Raw genomic sequence first — 17560 nt, 5'->3', positions numbered from 1 at the left:
ACCATGGCACTCGACATCCTGATCGTCGACGACGAGCACGACATCCGCGAACTCGTCGCGGGCGTACTGGAGGACGAAGGCTATCAGACGCGCGGCGCTGCCGACAGCGATGCGGCGCTGGAGGCGATTTCGGCTCGGCGCCCCTCGCTTGTGCTGCTCGACGTGTGGCTGCAGGGGTCGCGGCTCGACGGGCTCGAACTGCTCGACGAGCTGAAGCGGCGCGATCCGTCGATTCCGGTGCTGGTCATTTCCGGCCACGGCAATCTCGACACGGCCGTCGCAGCGATCCGTCGCGGCGCGGCCGATTTCATCGAAAAACCGTTCGAGGCCGAGCGTCTGTTGCTGATGGTCGCCCGCGCGACCGAGACCGAGCGGCTGCGGCGCGAAGTGGCGTCGCTACGTGCTTCGGTGGGCAGCAATAACGATCTCACCGGCAGCTCGGCGGCGATCAACGGCGTGCGCGCGACGCTGAAGCGCGTGGCCTCGACCGGCAGCCGGGTGCTCGTGATGGGCGCGGCCGGTGTCGGCAAGGAAATCGCCGCGCGCCTGCTCCATGGCTGGAGCCAGCGGGCCGATGCACCGTTTGTGGTGGTCAACGCCGCCAGGATGACGCCCGAGCGTGTGGAAGAGGAGTTGTTCGGCGTCGAGGAGGGGGGGCAACTCGTCCGCTCCGGCCTGCTCGAACAGGCGCATGGCGGCACGCTGTTCCTGGACGAGATCGCCGACATGCCGATCGCCACCCAGGCGCGCATCCTGCGCGTCCTGACCGATCAGAGCTTTACCCGCGTCGGCGGCCAGCGAGTCGTGAAGGTCGATGTCCGAGTCGTTTCCGCCACCGCGCGTGACCTGACTCACGAGATTGCCGAAGGCCGTTTTCGCGAGGATCTTTATTATCGCCTCAACGTCGTCCCCGTGCTGATTCCCGGCCTCGCCGAGCGGCGCGAGGACATTCCTGCGCTGGTTGGCCATTTCATCGCGCATTACGCTTCGGAACGCCGCGTGCCGACGCCCGAGATCGCACCGGACGCGATGGTCGCGCTGCAAAGCTATGAATGGCCGGGCAATGTCCGCCAGCTGCGTAACGTCGTCGAGCGCACCGTCATCATGGCGCCGGGCGATCGGATCGGGCGGATCGATCTCGATCTGCTGCCGGCCGAGGTGCTCGGCGATCCCGGTGAGATGGGGGGCAGCACCAATGCGATCATGGGATCGCCGCTGCGCGAAGCGCGCGAAACCTTCGAGCGCGAATATCTGCGGATCCAGATCCGGCGCTTCTCCGGCAACATTTCGCGCACCGCGAGCTTCATCGGGATGGAGCGCTCGGCACTTCACCGCAAACTAAAGCTGCTTGGAATCACCGAAACCCGCGACGAATAGTGGACGAAAGGGGCTTGCGCGCCTAGATTGATCCCACCGCGCTACGAAGCGCGCATCCGACGCCGGGAACCCGGCGCACCGCGGGAAACCACCCGCCAAGAACAAAGGATCGACCGATGGCCGACAAGCCCACTTCACTGCAAGACCTGTTCCTCAATGCCCTGCGGCGCTCCAAGACGCCGGTGACGATGTTCCTCGTCAAGGGTGTGAAGCTCCAGGGTATCGTGACCTGGTTCGACAATTTCTCGGTGCTGCTCCGCCGCGACGGCCAGTCGCAGCTGATCTACAAGCACGCGATCTCGACGATCATGCCCTCGGCGACGGTCGACGTTGCGGCCATCATCAATGCCGTGGGGGAAGCGCAGAAGAAGCAGCCCCTGCTGCAGGAAATCTTCCTGAATGCAGTGCGCAAGTCGGACGACAATGTCACGATGTTCCTGGTCAACGGCGTGATGCTGCAGGGCCAGATCGCCGCTTTCGATCTGTTCTGCATGTTGCTTCAGCGCGACGGCATGTCGCAACTCGTTTATAAGCACGCCGTGTCGACGATCCAGCCGGCCCATCCGCTCAATCTGGCCGATGAAACAGCAGGTTCGGACGAGGATTGACCACAGGTTTCGAACGTGATCGCGACGAGTTCGCGCGGGGTGCGCGGGCCGTCGTGGTCTATCCCGAACAGGGCGTGTCCTCGCGCGACGCGGACGCGCGCCTGAGCGAAACGGCCGGCCTCGCCGAAGCGATCGGCGTGGTCGTTGTCGAAAAGGTCGCGATCCGTGTCCGCCAGGCCAAGCCTGCAACATTGATCGGCAGCGGCCAGGTCGAGGCGCTCGCCGCAACGGTGCGGATGGAGGAAGCCGGGCTCGTCGTGTTCGATGCGCCGCTGACCCCGGTGCAACAACGCAACCTCGAGACCGCGCTCGAAGCGAAGGTTATCGACCGCACCGGGCTGATCCTGGAGATTTTCGGCGAACGCGCGGCGACGGCCGAGGGGCGGCTTCAGGTCGAGCTAGCGCATCTCGATTACCAGGCTGGTCGGCTCGTGCGCAGTTGGACCCATCTCGAGCGTCAGCGCGGCGGCTTCGGTTTCCTTGGCGGACCGGGCGAAACGCAGATCGAGGCCGACAGGCGCCTGATCCGCGACCGCATGGCGCGGCTAAAGCGCGAGCTGGAGCAGGTTACCCGAACGCGTGGCCTGCACCGCGACCGGCGCCAGCGCGCGCCCTGGCCGGTGATCGCGCTGGTCGGCTATACCAATGCCGGAAAATCAACGTTGTTCAACAGATTGACCGGTGCCGACGTGATGGCGGAAGACCTGCTGTTCGCCACGCTCGATCCCACGCTGCGCCAGATTTCGTTGCCCGGGATCGACAAGGCGATCCTGTCGGACACGGTCGGCTTCGTTTCGGAATTGCCGACCCAGTTGGTCGCCGCGTTCAAGGCCACGCTGGAAGAAGTGATCTCGGCCGATCTGCTGATCCATGTCCGCGATATCGCGCATCCCGACAGCGCGGCGCAGCGTGCCGATGTGGAGGCGGTGCTGGCCGAGATCGGCGTCGCGCCGACTACCCCGCGGCTGGAGGCCTGGAACAAGCTCGATCTGCTCGATGACGATGATCGTGCAGAACGGGTAGGGGAGGCAGAGCGCCGTCCTGATGTCGTCGCGATCTCGGCGCTGAGCGGGGAAGGGGTCGCTACCCTGATCGAGACGGTGGCGGCGCTGCTGACTCAGGCTCATCGCCGCTACCGCATCGAACTCGCAGCATCCGACGGGGCGGGCGCCGCTTGGTTGCACCAGCACGGCGAAGTGATCTCGCAGGAAATCGAAGACGACAGGGCGGTCTATGAGGTTCGCATGGCCGAACGCGATTTCGAGCGGTTCAACCAGCGGAACGACTGAGTGGGGCTTGGGCATCCCAACGTATCAACGTTGGAGCCATCGTTCTTTCAACGCTTCCAATTCCGCCAGGCGAACGACCTCATCACTGGCGCCGCTCAGGATTTCTCGGCGCGCTTTGCGGACAGCCAAAGCTCTTCCTTGGCCTCGAGCGCCAGCCCAGCGAATGCATCGCCGGCCTCGGCCTCCATCGTCTTGAAACGACGCTCGAACTTGGCGTTCGCCAGGCGTAGGGCAGCCTCGGGATCGACACCGAGATGCCGCGCCCAGTTCACCACCGCGAACAGCAGGTCGCCGACTTCTTCCGCGCGCTCGGCGGGAGTGGCTGCCTCGATCTCGGCGATCTCCTCGTCGATCTTCGCTCTTGCGCCCGACGGATCGGGCCAGTCGAACCCGGTCCGCGCGGCGCGCTTCTGCAGCTTTTCCGCGCGCAACAGGGCGGGCAGGCCGACGGCGACACCGTCGAGCGCGCCTGCTTCGCCCTTGGCCGCGCGTTCGACCGCCTTCAGCCGTTCCCAATGCTGCTCATGGCCGCCAGAGCTGTCGCCGAAGACATGCGGATGCCGACGCTCCATCTTGTCGCTGATGGAGGCGACGACGTCGGGGAGCGCGAACAGGCCGGCTTCCTCGGCCATGCGGCTGTGGAATATGACCTGGAACAGCAGGTCGCCGAGCTCGTCCTTGAGGTCCGCCATATCGCCGCGCGCGATCGCGTCGGCAACCTCATAGGCTTCCTCGATCGTGTAGGGCGCGATCGTTCCGAAATCTTGCGCGACGTCCCAGTCGCAACCATGCTCGGGATCGCGCAGCTGCCGCATGATCGCGACGAGGCGTTCGATATTGGAGGGGCCGCTCACCAGCGAGGAAGTCCGTGCATATCGGCAAGATTGATAATACACATTATGTTAAATCCAGACAGGTTTGAGAGAGGCGTAATCGAGGCGTGTCAGCCAAACAGCCCACCCAGCGCGGCCCCGGTGCCGGTCGCCTGTTGCCACAGATAGACCAGGATGAAGGCGACGCCGAAGATCGCGGCCCAGGCCAGCGCCATCTTGAGCGTGTCCCTGATCGGCAGCCGCCGCGCCATCAGTGCCGACAGCGGCAGGATCAGCAGCAGCAGATAATAGACGAAATCGATTGGCTGGTCGGTCACGGCATCACCTCCATGCCATCATATCCGGGTTCGACCCCGGCCGGAAGCACGCGGCGCAGCGTGGCATAGTCCATCGACTGATCCATATGGATGAGCGCCGAGCGCCGCGGCCTCAGCTCCTCGATCCAGCTCAGCACGGTCGGGACATCGGGATGAGTCGGATGCGGCCGATAGCGCAGCGCATCGACGATCCAGAAATCCAGGTCCTGGTACAGCGCGCGCATATCGTCCGTCAGGATATTGAAATCAGTGGCATATCCGATCGAGCCAGCCGCCGTATCGAAGCGCAGCCCGGCCGACAGGATATTGCCGTGCGGCTGATCGACCACACGCACCGCGATATCGCCGATGACCGTCGCATCCGGCAAAGTCTCGAGCGCCACAGTCGACGGATAGCCGTCACGCCCCAGAAAGGCATAAGCGAAGCGCTCCACCAGCGCGTCCCGCGTCGCCGGCCGCGCCAGGCCGCGAACCGGATGGCCCATCGCGTGATAGACCTGCCGCAGATCGTCGACGCCGTGGCAGTGATCGGCATGGTCGTGAGTCCAGATCACCGCGTCGAGCGTCGCGACGTCCGCCGCCAGCAGCTGCTCGCGCATATCGGGGCTGGTATCGACCAGGATGCGCGTCGTTTCGGTCTCGACCAGGATCGAGACCCGGGTGCGGCGGTTGCGCGGTTCGCCCGGATCGCAATCGCCCCAGTCATTGCCGATCCGCGGCACGCCGGACGAGGTGCCCGAACCGAGGATCCGGACCTTCACGCCTTGGTCTTGGCGAACAATGCGTGGAAATTCGCGGCCGTATGCTCGGCCAGGACAGCGAGCTCCTCGCCGCGCAACGCGGCCAGGAAGGCGGCCGTGTCAGCGACAAAGGCGGGTTCGCCAGTCTTGCCCCGGTGCGGCACCGGCGCGAGGAACGGCGCGTCGGTTTCGATCAGCAGCCGCTTGATCGGCAGGCGCGCCGCGGTTTCCTGCAGGTCCTTGGCATTTTTGAACGTCACTATCCCGGAAATCGAGATATAGAAGCCCAATTCCAACGCGATATCGGCGAAAGCTCCGCTCGCGGTGAAACAGTGGATCACGCCGGGAAAGGCCCCCTTCCCCATTTCATCGCGCAGGATTGCCGCCGTATCTTCCTCGGCGTCGCGCGTGTGCACGACGATCGGCAGGCCGGTTTCGCGTGCCGCGGCGATATGGGCGCGGAAGCTCGCCCGCTGGCGATCGCGGTCGCTATGGTCGTAATAATAATCGAGCCCGCTTTCGCCGATGCCGACGACACGCGGATGCGCTGCCCGCTCGACCAGCCGTGCGGTGCCGATATCGGGATGCTGGTCGGCTTCGTGCGGGTGGATGCCGACGGTCGCCCACACATCGGGCTCGCGCTCGGCCGTGCCGAGCACTGCGTCCCATTCGCTTTCACGCGTGGCGATGTTGAGCATCGCCGAAACGCCGCGTGCACGAGCCCGGGCCAGGATCTCGGGCTGCTGCTCGGCCAGGCCCTTGTAATTGAGGTGGCAATGGCTGTCGGCGAACATCATTCGGCCTCCGCCAGCTCCAGCCTAGGAAACACGCCGGTCGGTGGCGGCAGCACGGTGCCGGCGACGACTGGCTCGGCCAAAGCCGCGAAGCTGCGCGCCGCCGTGTCCTGGCCCAGCAGGTCGAGCAGCCGGTCGGCGCCGTCGGGAATCGCCCATCGCGCCATGATGGCGATGCGGCGGATCGCCTCGATCGTCAGGTGCAGGATTGTGTCGGCGCGTTCCGGATCGGTCTTGCGCACGCTCCACGGCGCGGCATCGGCGAAATACTGGTTGGCGTCGCGCGCGGCCGACCAGATCGCCTCCAGCGCGTTATGGATCGCCAGATCCCGCATTGCCTCGTGCATGCCCGCCTCCGCCGCGGTCACGCTGGCGAGCAAGGCTGTGTCGGCGTCCGTCTGCTCACCCGCCGGCGGCACTTGCCCGGCGCAGTTCTTCGCGACGATCGAAAGACACCGTTGCGCCAGATTGCCGAGATTATTGGCGAGATCGGCATTGCACCGGGTGACGATCGCTTCTTCCGAATAACTTCCGTCCTGGCCGAAGCTAACTTCGCGCAGCAGGAAATAGCGCAGCGCATCGACGCCAAACCGCTCGACCAGCTCCATCGGATCGGTGACGTTGCCGACCGACTTCGACATCTTCTCGCCCTTGTTGAGCAGGAAGCCGTGTCCGAATACCTGTTTCGGCAGCGCGAGCTTCGCACTCATCAGGAATGCCGGCCAGTAAACGGCATGGAATCGCACGATATCCTTGCCGATCACGTGGAGATCGGCGGGCCAGTAGCGCGCCAGATCCTCCTGATTGTCGGGATAGCCCGCGCCCGTCAGGTAATTGGTCAGCGCATCGACCCAGACATACATCACATGCCCCGGACTGCCCGGCACCTTGACGCCCCAGTCAAAACTGGTGCGCGATACCGACAGGTCGGAAAGCCCGCCCTCGACGAAGCGCATCACTTCGTTGCGCCGCGTGTCGGGGCGGATGAAATCGGGGCTGGATTCGTACAGATCGAGCAATGGCTGCTGATATTTCGAGAGGCGGAAGAACCAGGTCTCCTCGACCGTCCACTCGACCGGCGTGCCCTGGGGCGACAGCTTGCCCCCTTCCCCGTCGGTCAGTTCCTTCTCGTCGTAGAACGCCTCGTCGCGCACCGAATACCAGCCCTGGTACCGGTCCATATACAGGTCGCCGGACGCTTCCATCGCCTGCCAGATCGCCGCGCTGGCCGCGTGATGCACAGGCTCCACGGTCCGGATGAAACGATCATAGGAAATATTCAGACGATCATCCATTTCCTTGAAATAGGATGACATTTCATCAGCGAGCGCGCGCGTCTCGACGCCCCGGTCGCGCGCCGTCTGGACCATTTTCAGGCCGTGTTCGTCAGTGCCGGTCTGGAACCGCACGTCCCGCCCGGCCTGGCGCTGATAGCGCGCGATGGCATCGGCCGCGATCGCCTCATAGGCATGGCCGATATGCGGGCGTCCGTTCGGATAGCTGATCGCGGTGGTGATATAATAAGGCTCGCCCATGCCGGGCCTCCTAGAACATCGGTTCGCTCAATTGAAGGGCGATCACCTGTTCAATCGGCGCCGAGCGTCGCAACCAGCCCGGCCATTTCATAGACCGTCGCCTGCGAATCGAGCGAAAGCCCGCGAGCGCTCGCGGCCAGCGCGCGCGCCGCGTCATAGCTGTCGAGCGCGACCTGGAGACGGCGGCCGGTGCGAGCTGGCGCAGCCGCCGCGATAAAGGCCGGCGCGCGATCGAGAAACGCCTCATAGCGAGGTTGTGCCGCCTTGGGCGCGAGCAGCTTGGCAAGCTTCGTCCGCCGCCCATTGCCGGGATCGCCGTCACGGGCGATCGCCGCCATCGCGTCATCGAGCTTGGCCAGTTCCAGCCCCGCAAAGCCCAGCGCCCGGCCGGGCGCGCCCTGCCCCGCCTTTACCAGCGCGGCGATCTCGGCTGCGTCGCACTGCGGCAGCGCGGCGCGCAGCACGTCCGCCATTGCAAGATCGTCGAGCGGATCGAAGCGCAGCAACCGGCAGCGCGACCGGATCGTCGGCAGCAGGCGGCCTGGCGCATGGCTGATCAGCAGAAAGATCGTGCCGGCCGGCGGCTCCTCGAGATTCTTGAGCAGCGCGTTGGCGCCGCCCCGCTCGAGATCGTCGATTGCGTCGATCAGCACGACCCGGCGCGACGACATGGACGGAGTCGTCGCGAACATCGGCTGAAGCGCGCGAACCTGGGCGATCGGGATGCTCCGTGCGAGATCCTGCCCCGGCTTGTCCGCATCCTTGGGCTGGCGCACCAGTTCCCGGTAATCGGGATGCGATCCGGCGGCGATCAGCGATCGCGTCCGATCGCCCTCGGGCACTTCGAAACCCCCGACCCCGTCGACTGGCGGCAAGGTGCCGCGCGATGCCCCTTCAGCCAGCAGCCGCAATGCGGCCGCCCGGGCGAAGCTGGCCTTGCCGACGCCCTCCGGCCCGGCGAACAGCCAGGCATGGTGCAGGGCGCCGCTTGCCATCGCCGATGCGAATGCCGCATGTGCCGCCTCGTTGCCGACCGGCAAGGTCACGGCAGCAGATCGCCCAACTCGGCGATCAATACGCCTGTCACCATCTCCGGAGAGCCGGATGCGTCGATCAGGCGCACACGATCGGGCTCATGCGCGGCGAACCGCCGAAATGCGGCCGCCACGTCGGCATGGAAATCGTCGCCCCGCGCGGCGAAGCGATCAGCCGCGGCACCGTCGCGTATCTCGGCCCGGGCGCGGCCCTGTTCGGACGGCACTTCGAGCACGAAGGTCCGGTCGGGCAGCAGGCCGCGCGATCCGAACGCGTGGAGCGCCAGCACGGCGGCGTCGTCGATCCCGCCGGCAACACCCTGATAGGCACGCGAGCTGTCAATGAAGCGGTCACAGATCACCCAAATGCCAGCACCCAACGCCGGCCGGATCTGCTTTTCGACATGGTCGGCGCGCGCCGCCGCGAACAACAACGCCTCGCTATGCGGGCTCCAGCGCGTGACGGCTCCTTGCATCAGCAGGGCGCGGATCGCCTCTGCCCCTTCGCTACCACCCGGCTCGCGCGTTACCACCGTCTCGATGCCCCGCGCGCCCAGTGCTTCGGCAAGCCGCTTCACCTGAGTCGATTTCCCGGCCCCTTCCCCGCCCTCGAGCGAGATGAAGCGTCCAGTCACCCGCCGAACAGCCCCTTGAGGCCTGACCAGGCGCGCCCGAAAAAGCCGGCCTCGCCGACATCGCTCTCGGCGACGAGCGGCAGGCGCTGCGGCGGCATGTCGGGGGTCGTCACCACCAGATCGGCGATGTGCTGACCGGCCTTGATCGGCGCCTTGATCGGACCGTCATAGACGACGCGCAGCTGGATGTCGGGCGCGACGCCGGCGGGCATCGTCGCGGTCAGATTCTCCGGGGCTACCAGCCCGACGCTGCTGGCGTCGCCCAGCTGAACCTCGGCCGTCTCGACCTTGCGACCCTTGGCCACGATCGGCTTGGCCTGCCAGGCGCGGAAACCCCAGTCCATGAACTTGACCGATTCCGAGATGCGCTGATTCGAGCTGGTCAGCCCCGCCATCACCATCACCAGCCGGCGGCCATTCTGCTCGGCCGAGCCGGTGAAGCCATAGCCGGCTTCCTCGGTATGACCCGTCTTCAGGCCATCGGCGCCCGCGACGCGGCCAAGCAATGGATCGCGGTTCGCCTGGGTGATGTCGGAGCCGGCACCGAGCGTCTTGCCCCAGGTGAAGCTGGGCAGCGAATAGAAGCGCTTGTACAGCGCCCGGTGATCCTGGATCGTCGCCGTGGCCAGCTTGGCCAGATCGCGCGCGGTGACATAGGTCACGCCATTATCCGGCCAGCCATTGGAATTGCCGAAATGGCTGTTGGTCAGGCCGAGCTTCTTCGCGCGCTGGTTCATCAGGTTGGCAAAGGCTGCCTCAGTGCCGGAAATGCCCTCGGCCAGCACGACGCAGGCATCGTTGCCGGAAAGCGTCACGATCCCCTTCAACAGATTCTCGACGCTCACCTTCTCGCCGGTCGACAGGAACATCGTCGATCCCGCGGCCGGGCCGTGCCACTGCTTCCACGTCTCGGGCCGGACCTCGAACTGCTGATCGAGCTTCAGCTCGCCCGACTTGATCAGATCGAAGGCAACATAGACGGTCATCATCTTGGCCATCGACGCCGGCGGCATCCGCCGGTCCGCATCCTTGGAATAGAGGATCGCGCCGGTCGAGAGGTCGGTCAGGAAGGCGACGGGCGCGGGCGTCTGAAAATCGGGCGCGGCGGCGACACTGGGGCATGCCATCACGATCGCGAGGGCGGAGGCGGCGAGCAGTTTCTTCATGACAACGGGTCCGTACGCTTGGGGGTTTTACTCGAAATGCAGGATTCGACCATCGGCATAGCCGCGCCGTGGGGCCTCGTCACCTACCGGCTTCGCACCGGGCCAGACTCCAGGCCTGCCGCTACCGCTCGACGGCATCGGCCAGCAATCCGACGGACAGCGCGTAGAAGTTCGAGCAATTATAATCGAGGATAACCCGGTAATTGCCGGTCAGCAGATAGGCGGTCCGTCCCACGCCATCCGGTTCGATCAACGTCGCCAGCACGCTGTCGCCCGGCCAGCCGCGATCCTGCGGCACCAGCCCCAGCGCACGCCATTCAGCCATGGTCTTCCAGCCGCTGTGCCGCGCGAACACGCGCGGGCAGCGTGGCGAAACCGTGCGATTGACCACCTGGTTGCGATCGAAGCTCGTCGGTACGTTGACCGCCAGCCCCCAGGGCTGGCCAGGGCGCCAGCCGGCATTGGCGAAATAATTGCCGATCGAGGCAAGCGTGTCCGCCTCGCTGGTCCAGATGTTCGCCTGGCCGTCGCCGTCGCCATCGCGCGCCAGCCGCAGATAGATCGATGGCAGGAATTGCGGCCCGCCGGTCGCCCCCGCCCAGCTGCCCTTCAGCCGGGAGATTGGCACGCCGCGATCGACCATCAGCAAAGAGGCAATGAATTCATCGGCGAACAGGTCCCGGCGGCGGCCTTCATAGGCAAGCGACGCAAGCGCGCGCGGCAGATCGAAGCCGCCCATCACCGCGCCATAATTGGTTTCATGCCCCCAGATCGCGACCATGATCGATTCCGGCACGCCGGTTTCGCGCTCGATTCGTTCAAGCCGGCTGCGCTGGGCAAGATAGGCCTGGCGCCCGCGGTTGATCCGCGCGGTATCGACGTGCTGCGCCTTGTACGGCGCGAAATTGGGAATGGCCGCGTTGGAATTGCTTCCCGGCTGCGCCCGGTCGAGCTCGATCACCCGGGTGTTGAGCGTCAGGCCCGGCATCACGGCGTCGAGCGTGGCGCGACTCACCCCGCGTGCCTCAGCCTGGCTCCGCAAGGTCCCGAGATAGGACTGAAACCCTGCCTCGTCCTGCGCACCGGCCGATCCGCCGACCGCCACGCACAATATCGTGGCGAGCGTCGTAGCCGCCATCCTGCTCAATCTTTTGGGAAATGCCAGCATCGCCGGACTTTGCCACAGCCCCCGGCCTACATGAACCCCTTATAGTCGCAGGCCTTGCACAAAACGGCGTGCACGCACTAAGCGGCATCAGCGCGGAGAGGTGGCCGAGTGGTTTAAGGCAGCGGTCTTGAAAACCGCCGTGGGTTCACGCTCACCGTGGGTTCGAATCCCACCCTCTCCGCCAATTGCTGCCCCGCCCGACCTGACCGACATATCGTGACGAGCCCAACCGGGCGCCGCGGCGAGAAGGGCACCGCCGGGCCATGGCCGAACCGCATCACGATATCCGGCCGCTTCCCGCTCTCCCCGACCAGGCCGGCAAGGTCCTGGCGCAGGGCAGCGACCTCGACCGGCTGGTTGATGAAGGCGTGCTTCAGGCCGAGTACGGTCGCGGTCAGCGCAAAGCGCTGGCATGCGCGGCCGATCGCGATCCAGTGCGCCGGGTCGGCGCGGTCGGCGACGAAGACCGCGATGCCTGCCGAAGATCGGATCTGGCGGGCATATTTGTCGTTTTCAGCGGCGGCGGTGAAAAACCGATCGAAGGCCAGCGAGCCAAGCGCGGTCGGCAATACGGGATTGCCGCTCGTCGCCGAGAACAGGCCATCGCCGGAGCGCATCGCGCTGTCGGGATTGAACCGCAGCCACTGCTTGAGTTCGCGCATGAAAGCCGGATCAGCCATTTGCGCGCTATTGCCGGCCACGACTAGCTCACGCACCCGATCGATCGGCCCGCGCTCGGTCAGCAGCGCGAGGCGGACGCCGGGCATGGCTGCGGCCCGGCGCAGGCGCTCGATCGTGTCCGCCGGCACCGGACGTCCGTCGAATTCGGCCCGGGTGGACTGGCGGGCCGCAATCGCCTTCAGCAGCGGTTCCGGCCGGTGCCGCCCGTGCGTGAAGCGGTAGCGCACCCCGCCTGCGTCGGCATCGGTCTCCAGTTCGCCAGGACGGCCCGCCGCACCTGCCGCGATGGAGAGCGTCTCCGCTGCACATCCCAGGCTCACGAAGAGATGATGATTGTCGGGATCGACCGCCGGGGTTGCCCGCGACGGATCGGGCAGGATGGTGACGGCGCCCTCCTCGATGCGAAAGCGCCAGGGCTGCGTATTGTGGCTGTTGGGGGCCAGCGTCGCATAACGGACGAGCTCGGCGAGCGTGGGGTCCGCCGGCAGGGCTGCCCGTAGGCGGCCCGCATAGCGCGCATAATCGGCCATCGATCCGACCGAAGATCGCCATGCCGCGGCGCCGGCTCCGCCCAGCAGGAGCGTGCTGCCGGCGCCGATCATCAAGCTGCGTCTGTCCATCGTGCCTCCATGCCATGACATGCAATGGTAGCGGCGATGTTCGTTTGATCGAAGTCAGGAGGCAACCGGCCTCAAGTCGCGCTGAACCGGAATGCGCCTCGATCGTTTTTCCTGCAACGGGAAGGAGACGATCAATGCCGCGCGGCGACAAGAGCAGCTACACCGACAAGCAGAAGCGCAAGGCCGAGCATATCGAGGAAAGCTATGAGGAGCGCGGCGTCGCTACCGAAGAAGCCGAGCGGCGCGCCTGGGCGACGGTCAACAAGGAATCGGGCGGCGGCAACAAGTCCGGATCGGGCCGCGGCAAGCCCGACACCCAGGTCTCGTCGCGCAAGGGCGGTCGCAAGGGTGGCGCTGCCGCCGGCCGGAGCGCGGCCGATCGCTCGGCAGCGGCGCGGAAAGGCTGGGAGACCCGCCGCCGCCAAGGCAATGGCTGACACGAAAAACCACGCATCCCCTCACCCATGAGCGAGGAGAAGCGTGGCTTTCGATACTGCCGCGCCGCGAACGGCGCTGGCCATTACTTCTTGAGGGTAAGCCCGCCGAAGCGCTTGTTGAAGCGCGCGACCTGGCCGCCCGAATCGAGCATCTGGCCGCGGCCGCCGGTCCAGGCCGGATGCGCGAGCGGATCGATGTCGAGCGTCATCAAATCGCCTTCCTTGCCCCAGGTCGAGCGGGTCTCGAACTGGGTACCGTCGGTCATCTGCACCTTGATGGTGTGATAATCGGGATGGATATCTTTCTTCACGTGCCAAATCTCCGGAAAGCCGCTGGTTTCCGACCAGCAGCGAAGGCGCGGCCCCTAACAGAGCCGGCCAGTGAGTGCAACCTGCGCGGGTGTCAGGCCTTGGGCGGATCCGCGATCATCGCGGTGAAATTCGCCTCGGCGGCGAGCTGCCCGTCGATCGTCGCGCGGCCGGCGAATTTGCAGACGCTCGAGCGCTTCTGGACGAACTCGACCTCAAGCCGGAGCAGGACACCGGGCTCGACTGGCTTGCGAAATTTCGCGCCGTCGATCGCCATGAAATAAACCAGCTTGCCCGAGCCAGCCAGCCCGAGCGATTCGACCGCGAGAATGCCGGCTGCCTGTGCCATCGCCTCGACGATGAGCACGCCGGGCATGATCGGGCGGCCGGGGAAATGCCCCTGGAAGAAATTCTCGTTGATCGTCACCGCCTTGATCGCCGCGATCGACCGGTCGAGGATCAACTCCTCGACACGGTCGACCAACAGCATCGGGTAACGATGCGGGAGCGCCGCCATGACCCGCCCGATATCGAGCGGGCCAAGCGCCCCGGTCGTCACCGTGTCGCTCACCGGCCGGTGGGCTTCGGCGTCGGCGTGGCGGGACGAGCAGCTGCAGGAGCCGGCGCCGCGGGAGCGGCCTGCTGCTGGCCCGGCTGCCAATTGGCCGGCGGGGTGATGCTCACGGTCGGCACGGCGGCATCCAGCTCGGTCGTGATGACCGGTGTCAGATCGGACGTCGGCTGCACGAACATCACTGCCTGCGGGCGCAGCAGCACCGTGACGCCGCGCTTGGCGATCGCGCTCTGAATCGCTGCCGGCAATTTGGCGCTGATCTGCTCGACCGCATAAGCCTGGGCGCGCTCGGCCGGGCCTTCGAGTGCATTGAGTTCGGCCGTCGCTGCCTGCTGCTTCTGCTGCCAGCTGGTGAAGGCCGGCGTCTTGGCCTGGGCTGCCGCCTGGAGCTCTTCCTCGTTCACGGTGCCGTCGCGATTGGTGTCCATCTGCAGGGCGATCGGATTGATCTCCTTCTGGATCGCGGCGCGGCGGGTTGCTGCCTGATCGAGCTGTGCCTTGTACTGCGCCCGAATCTGCGTGTTCGCGGCGGCAAATGCCTTGGAATTGCCGACTGCTGCCTGGGGATCGGCGATAGCGACGCTCTGCGCCTGGGCGCCGGTCGCGAGGGCCAGCGTGCCGGGCACCGCGAGGGCGGTGGCGAGCAGAACCTTCTTGTACGTCTTCATTAGAACTGTGTCCCTACGTTGAATGTGATGAGTTTCGTATCGTCGCTCGGGTCCTTGAGCAGGGCATAAGCTACGTCGATGCGAAGCGGCCCGAACGGCGAATTCCAGTTGACGCCGGCACCGACCGACAGGCGCGGTTTGGCGGAATCGCCGCCGAAGCGCTCGAAGAATGGTGCCGTGCTGTTCGTAGCCGGCGTGTTGACCGAGGTGCCAGTACATGCGCCGCCAAAGGTGGACGAGAAGCCCACCGGACAGGTTGTGAAGCTCTGCGGAGCGGTCGCATCGCTTTGTGGCACCAGGAACAGCGGCCGGCCGGCGCTGTCGAACGCCTGCGAAACGAGCGGCAGAACCGTCTGCTTGCCCGTGAACGGATCGGTATAGACCGGGAAGGTCGCGGTGGGCGGCGGCCGGGTGATGCCGAACAGGGCACCCGCCTGGATATAGATCGACGGCCGCAGGCCCATCTCGCGGGCGCCAGCGCCGAGCGGGATCTCCATTTCGAGCCGGCCCAGATAATAGGCCCGGCCGCCGAGCGCATCGTCGATGAACTGGCTGCGATCGGTGTTCAGCACCTGATTGCCGTCGACCGTGGTGTAGCCGATGCGCTGCACGCGCGGGCCGATGCCGCGAATGTCGAAGCCGCGGAAATCTGGCTCGCCCAGATAGAAGCGGTCGGTGATGCGGACCTTGTCGATGCCCTCGCCGCGGCTCTTCTCGAGCGAGTGGATATACCCGCCCTCGGCGTTGGCCGAGAGGATGAAGCCGCTGCCGAGACCCCAATATTTGGAGCCCTCGAAGCGGGCGCGGGCATATTTCACATCGCCGCCGAGACCAGCGAAATCGGCGCTCAGCACGAGGCGCTTGCCGGCGCTCGGTCGCAGGCGACTGTTCAGGCTGTCGTTGATCAGCGAGAAGCCGACCGACGAGGTCACACGGTTGCCGATCGCATCGCAGAGATACCGTCCGGCCTTCAAATTATCGCACTTGCCGCCCGTGAAATAGGTGCTCTCGTCGAGCCCGACCTCATCATAGGACAGGCCATATCGGCCCGACAGCGACCAATATTCAGTCAGCGGCAGGCCGGCGCGGATCTGGAAGCCGGTCGACACCTGAGTGTAGGTCGTCTGGCGATCGTCGCCGACATAGTTGAACGCGTTATAATCGCGGCGGAAGATGTCGCCGCCGACCGCAATGTTCTTGTCGAACAGATAGGGTTCAGTGAAACCAACCTCGACCGACTTGGAATAGCTGGAATAATTGACGCTGGCGCGCAGTTCCTGGCCCTTGCCGCGGAAATTGCGCTGGCGAACCGATGCCTGGATGATGAAGCGCTCCAGGCTCGAATAGCCCGCGGACAGCGACAGCTCGCCGGTCGACTTCTCTTCGACATTCGCCTCGAGCACGACGCGGTCGGGGGCGGAGCCCTGCGTCTTCTTGATCTCGAACTTCTCCTGGAAGAAGCCGAGCGAGTTGATCCGGTCCTGCGAGCGCTTGAGCTGGAAGCTGTTGAACGCATCGCCTTCGGACAGGCGGATCTCGCGGCGGATCACCTTGTCCTGGGTCTGGGTGTTGCCGTTGATCTCGATCCGCTCGACATAGCTGCGCTGGGCGGCGGCGATGTGGAAATTGATCCCCATCGTCAGCGTCTCGCGGTCGCGCTGGAACTCCGGGTTCACCTCAGTGAAGGCATAGCCGAACAGGCCAGTCGATTCGCTCAGGGAGTCGACCGAATCCTCGACCTGCTTGGCATTGTACCACTCGCCCTTGTGCATCGGCAGCGTGGCCGCGAGCCGCTTGTCGTCGAAATCGCGGATGTCGCTGTCGACCGTCACGTCGCCGAACTTATAGCGCGGGCCTTCCTCCACCACATAGGTGATGATGAAGTCCTTCTTGTCCGGCGTCAGCTCGGCGACGGCCGAGGTCACCCGGAAATCGGCATAGCCGTTGGTCAGGTAGAATTGCCGCATCTTCTGCTGGTCATAGGCCATGCGGTCCTGGTCATAGCTCGTATTCGAGCTCAGCAGCGTGGTCAGGCGCGCCTGCTTGGTGGCCATCTCGCCGCGCAGCTTGCCGTCGGAGAACACCTCGTTACCAAGGATGTTGATCTGGCGGACCTTCGACTTGGGCCCCTCGGTGATCTCGAACACAACATCGACGCGGTTCTGGTCGAGCGCGACCATCTTGGGCTCGACCACCGCGGCGAAACGGCCCTGGCGGCGATACAGCTCGATGATCCGCCCGACATCCTGGCGGACCGCGGTGCGCGTGAAGATCTGCCGCGGCGCGAGCTTGATCTCCTTCTTGATCTTGTCTTCCTTCAGCCGCTTGTTGCCCTCCAGCAGCACGCGGTTGATCACCGGATTCTCGCGGATGCGCAGCACGATGTCGCCCGATTCAGCACCGCTGATCGAAACATCCGCGAACAGATCGCTTGCGTAGAGATCCTTGATCGCCTGATCGAGCGTCTCGTTGTTGAACGGCGTGCCGACCCGCAGCTTGGTGTAGGACAGAACCGTTTCCGCCTCGATCCGCTGCGAACCCTCGACCCGCAGCGACTTGATCGGACGCGTCACCGCGGGGGCAACGGGCGCGGCCTCCTGCGGTGCCGGTGCGGTGGCAGGCGCAGCTGGCCCCGCCGCCGGCGCCGTCTGGGCGCTCGCGGCCAACGGCACGCCCGACAGCATCGTGCCCGCAAGAAGCAGGACGGTGGCGCGGGCGCCGAGTGTTGAAACCTTGATCGCTGTCACTTAAATCCACCCCAGTCGGAAAAATTTG

The 17560-nt window shown here is 65.5% G+C and carries 17 protein-coding genes, 1 tRNA gene and 1 pseudogene; 5 read left to right on the top strand and 14 right to left on the bottom strand.

Features of this window, described 5'->3' with window-relative positions; all coding sequences use genetic code 11:
* Positions 1 to 3 precede the first annotated feature (3 nt).
* Genes ntrX through hflX form a run of 3 tightly spaced genes read left to right on the top strand, consistent with a single transcriptional unit; the run spans position 4 to position 3274 of the window.
* The gene (ntrX, locus tag U1769_RS17560; protein ID WP_332718560.1) at positions 4 to 1377 is read left to right on the top strand and encodes a nitrogen assimilation response regulator NtrX; all 1374 of its coding nucleotides are present in this window, start codon (positions 4 to 6) and stop codon (positions 1375 to 1377) included.
* Positions 1378 to 1403: 26 nt separating this feature from the next.
* Positions 1404 to 1985, top strand: a complete 582-nt coding sequence (hfq, locus tag U1769_RS17555; RefSeq protein ID WP_332718758.1) for an RNA chaperone Hfq — start codon at positions 1404 to 1406, stop codon at positions 1983 to 1985.
* Positions 1982 to 3274 (top strand): GTPase HflX, encoded by a 1293-nt coding sequence (gene hflX / locus U1769_RS17550; RefSeq protein WP_332718558.1) that lies wholly within the window; start codon positions 1982 to 1984, stop codon positions 3272 to 3274. Before hfq ends, hflX begins: the two co-directional genes overlap by 4 nt.
* A 95-nt stretch (positions 3275 to 3369) precedes the next feature.
* Here hflX and mazG read toward each other — a convergent pair whose 3' ends face one another.
* From mazG to U1769_RS17505, 9 genes are all read right to left on the bottom strand, one after another.
* The gene (gene mazG / locus U1769_RS17545; protein ID WP_332718556.1) at positions 3370 to 4128 is read right to left on the bottom strand and encodes a nucleoside triphosphate pyrophosphohydrolase; all 759 of its coding nucleotides are present in this window, start codon (positions 4126 to 4128) and stop codon (positions 3370 to 3372) included.
* Positions 4129 to 4217: 89 nt separating this feature from the next.
* Positions 4218 to 4424, bottom strand: coding sequence for a hypothetical protein (locus U1769_RS17540; protein ID WP_332718553.1), 207 nt, complete (start codon positions 4422 to 4424; stop codon positions 4218 to 4220).
* Entirely contained in the window at positions 4421 to 5185 is a 765-nt protein-coding gene (locus tag U1769_RS17535) for an MBL fold metallo-hydrolase (RefSeq protein ID WP_332718551.1), read from the bottom strand. Before U1769_RS17535 ends, U1769_RS17540 begins: the two co-directional genes overlap by 4 nt.
* Positions 5182 to 5958: a TatD family hydrolase gene (locus U1769_RS17530; protein WP_332718756.1), complete on the bottom strand. Its 777-nt coding sequence runs from the start codon at positions 5956 to 5958 to the stop codon at positions 5182 to 5184. Before U1769_RS17530 ends, U1769_RS17535 begins: the two co-directional genes overlap by 4 nt.
* Positions 5958 to 7493 (bottom strand): methionine--tRNA ligase, encoded by a 1536-nt coding sequence (gene metG / locus U1769_RS17525; RefSeq protein WP_332718549.1) that lies wholly within the window; start codon positions 7491 to 7493, stop codon positions 5958 to 5960. The genes U1769_RS17530 and metG overlap by 1 nt, the downstream gene beginning before the upstream one ends.
* Positions 7494 to 7543: 50 nt before the next feature.
* Positions 7544 to 8539 (bottom strand): DNA polymerase III delta subunit-related protein, encoded by a 996-nt coding sequence (locus U1769_RS17520; RefSeq protein ID WP_332718546.1) that lies wholly within the window; start codon positions 8537 to 8539, stop codon positions 7544 to 7546.
* The gene (gene tmk, locus U1769_RS17515; protein WP_332718543.1) at positions 8536 to 9162 is read right to left on the bottom strand and encodes a dTMP kinase; all 627 of its coding nucleotides are present in this window, start codon (positions 9160 to 9162) and stop codon (positions 8536 to 8538) included. Before tmk ends, U1769_RS17520 begins: the two co-directional genes overlap by 4 nt.
* The gene (locus U1769_RS17510) at positions 9159 to 10328 is read right to left on the bottom strand and encodes a D-alanyl-D-alanine carboxypeptidase family protein (protein WP_332718541.1); all 1170 of its coding nucleotides are present in this window, start codon (positions 10326 to 10328) and stop codon (positions 9159 to 9161) included. Before U1769_RS17510 ends, tmk begins: the two co-directional genes overlap by 4 nt.
* 121 nt (positions 10329 to 10449) lie before the next feature.
* A complete protein-coding gene (locus tag U1769_RS17505) occupies positions 10450 to 11466 on the bottom strand; it encodes a lytic murein transglycosylase (RefSeq protein WP_332718540.1) in 1017 nt (338 codons plus the stop codon).
* Between the two features lie 124 nt (positions 11467 to 11590).
* On the opposite strand from U1769_RS17505, the gene U1769_RS17500 reads away from it, so the two are divergent.
* A tRNA-Ser gene (locus tag U1769_RS17500) sits at positions 11591 to 11680 on the top strand.
* Positions 11681 to 11780: 100 nt separating this feature from the next.
* On the opposite strand, the pseudogene U1769_RS17495 reads toward U1769_RS17500, so the two are convergent.
* Positions 11781 to 12707, bottom strand: a pseudogene (locus tag U1769_RS17495) (Acg family FMN-binding oxidoreductase); the annotation flags it as partial.
* 224 nt (positions 12708 to 12931) lie between these two features.
* Here U1769_RS17495 and U1769_RS17490 point away from each other — a divergent pair.
* The gene (locus U1769_RS17490; RefSeq protein WP_332718538.1) at positions 12932 to 13234 is read left to right on the top strand and encodes a plasmid stabilization protein; all 303 of its coding nucleotides are present in this window, start codon (positions 12932 to 12934) and stop codon (positions 13232 to 13234) included.
* Between the two features lie 83 nt (positions 13235 to 13317).
* Here the strand turns inward: U1769_RS17490 and rpmE are convergent, their stop codons facing one another.
* From rpmE to bamA, 4 genes are all read right to left on the bottom strand, one after another.
* Positions 13318 to 13545 (bottom strand): 50S ribosomal protein L31, encoded by a 228-nt coding sequence (rpmE, locus tag U1769_RS17485; RefSeq protein WP_332718536.1) that lies wholly within the window; start codon positions 13543 to 13545, stop codon positions 13318 to 13320.
* Positions 13546 to 13637: 92 nt separating this feature from the next.
* A complete protein-coding gene (gene fabZ / locus U1769_RS17480) occupies positions 13638 to 14114 on the bottom strand; it encodes a 3-hydroxyacyl-ACP dehydratase FabZ (RefSeq protein WP_332718534.1) in 477 nt (158 codons plus the stop codon).
* Positions 14111 to 14785: an OmpH/Skp family outer membrane protein gene (locus U1769_RS17475; protein WP_332718530.1), complete on the bottom strand. Its 675-nt coding sequence runs from the start codon at positions 14783 to 14785 to the stop codon at positions 14111 to 14113. Before U1769_RS17475 ends, fabZ begins: the two co-directional genes overlap by 4 nt.
* Positions 14785 to 17532: an outer membrane protein assembly factor BamA gene (gene bamA / locus U1769_RS17470; RefSeq protein WP_332718528.1), complete on the bottom strand. Its 2748-nt coding sequence runs from the start codon at positions 17530 to 17532 to the stop codon at positions 14785 to 14787. Before bamA ends, U1769_RS17475 begins: the two co-directional genes overlap by 1 nt.
* Positions 17533 to 17560: the final 28 nt, after the last annotated feature.

Source organism: Parasphingomonas zepuensis (assembly GCF_036663735.1).
Taxonomy (GTDB): Bacteria; Pseudomonadota; Alphaproteobacteria; order Sphingomonadales; family Sphingomonadaceae; genus Sphingomonas.
The sequence above is the reverse complement of the archived record's forward strand: the minus strand, read 5'-3'. Positions and strand labels throughout refer to the sequence as shown.

Excerpts from the sequence above, each read along its gene's own strand:
- U1769_RS17475 (WP_332718530.1), bottom strand. The coding sequence starts at position 14,785 with ATGAAGACGTACAAGAAGGTTCTGCTCGCCACCGCCCTCGCGGTGCCC.
- U1769_RS17530 (WP_332718756.1), bottom strand. The coding sequence starts at position 5,958 with ATGTTCGCCGACAGCCATTGCCACCTCAATTACAAGGGCCTGGCCGAG.
- U1769_RS17510 (WP_332718541.1), bottom strand. The coding sequence starts at position 10,328 with ATGAAGAAACTGCTCGCCGCCTCCGCCCTCGCGATCGTGATGGCATGC.
- ntrX (WP_332718560.1), top strand. The coding sequence starts at position 4 with ATGGCACTCGACATCCTGATCGTCGACGACGAGCACGACATCCGCGAA.
- metG (WP_332718549.1), bottom strand. The coding sequence starts at position 7,493 with ATGGGCGAGCCTTATTATATCACCACCGCGATCAGCTATCCGAACGGA.
- U1769_RS17490 (WP_332718538.1), top strand. The coding sequence starts at position 12,932 with ATGCCGCGCGGCGACAAGAGCAGCTACACCGACAAGCAGAAGCGCAAG.
- U1769_RS17505 (WP_332718540.1), bottom strand. The coding sequence starts at position 11,466 with ATGGCGGCTACGACGCTCGCCACGATATTGTGCGTGGCGGTCGGCGGA.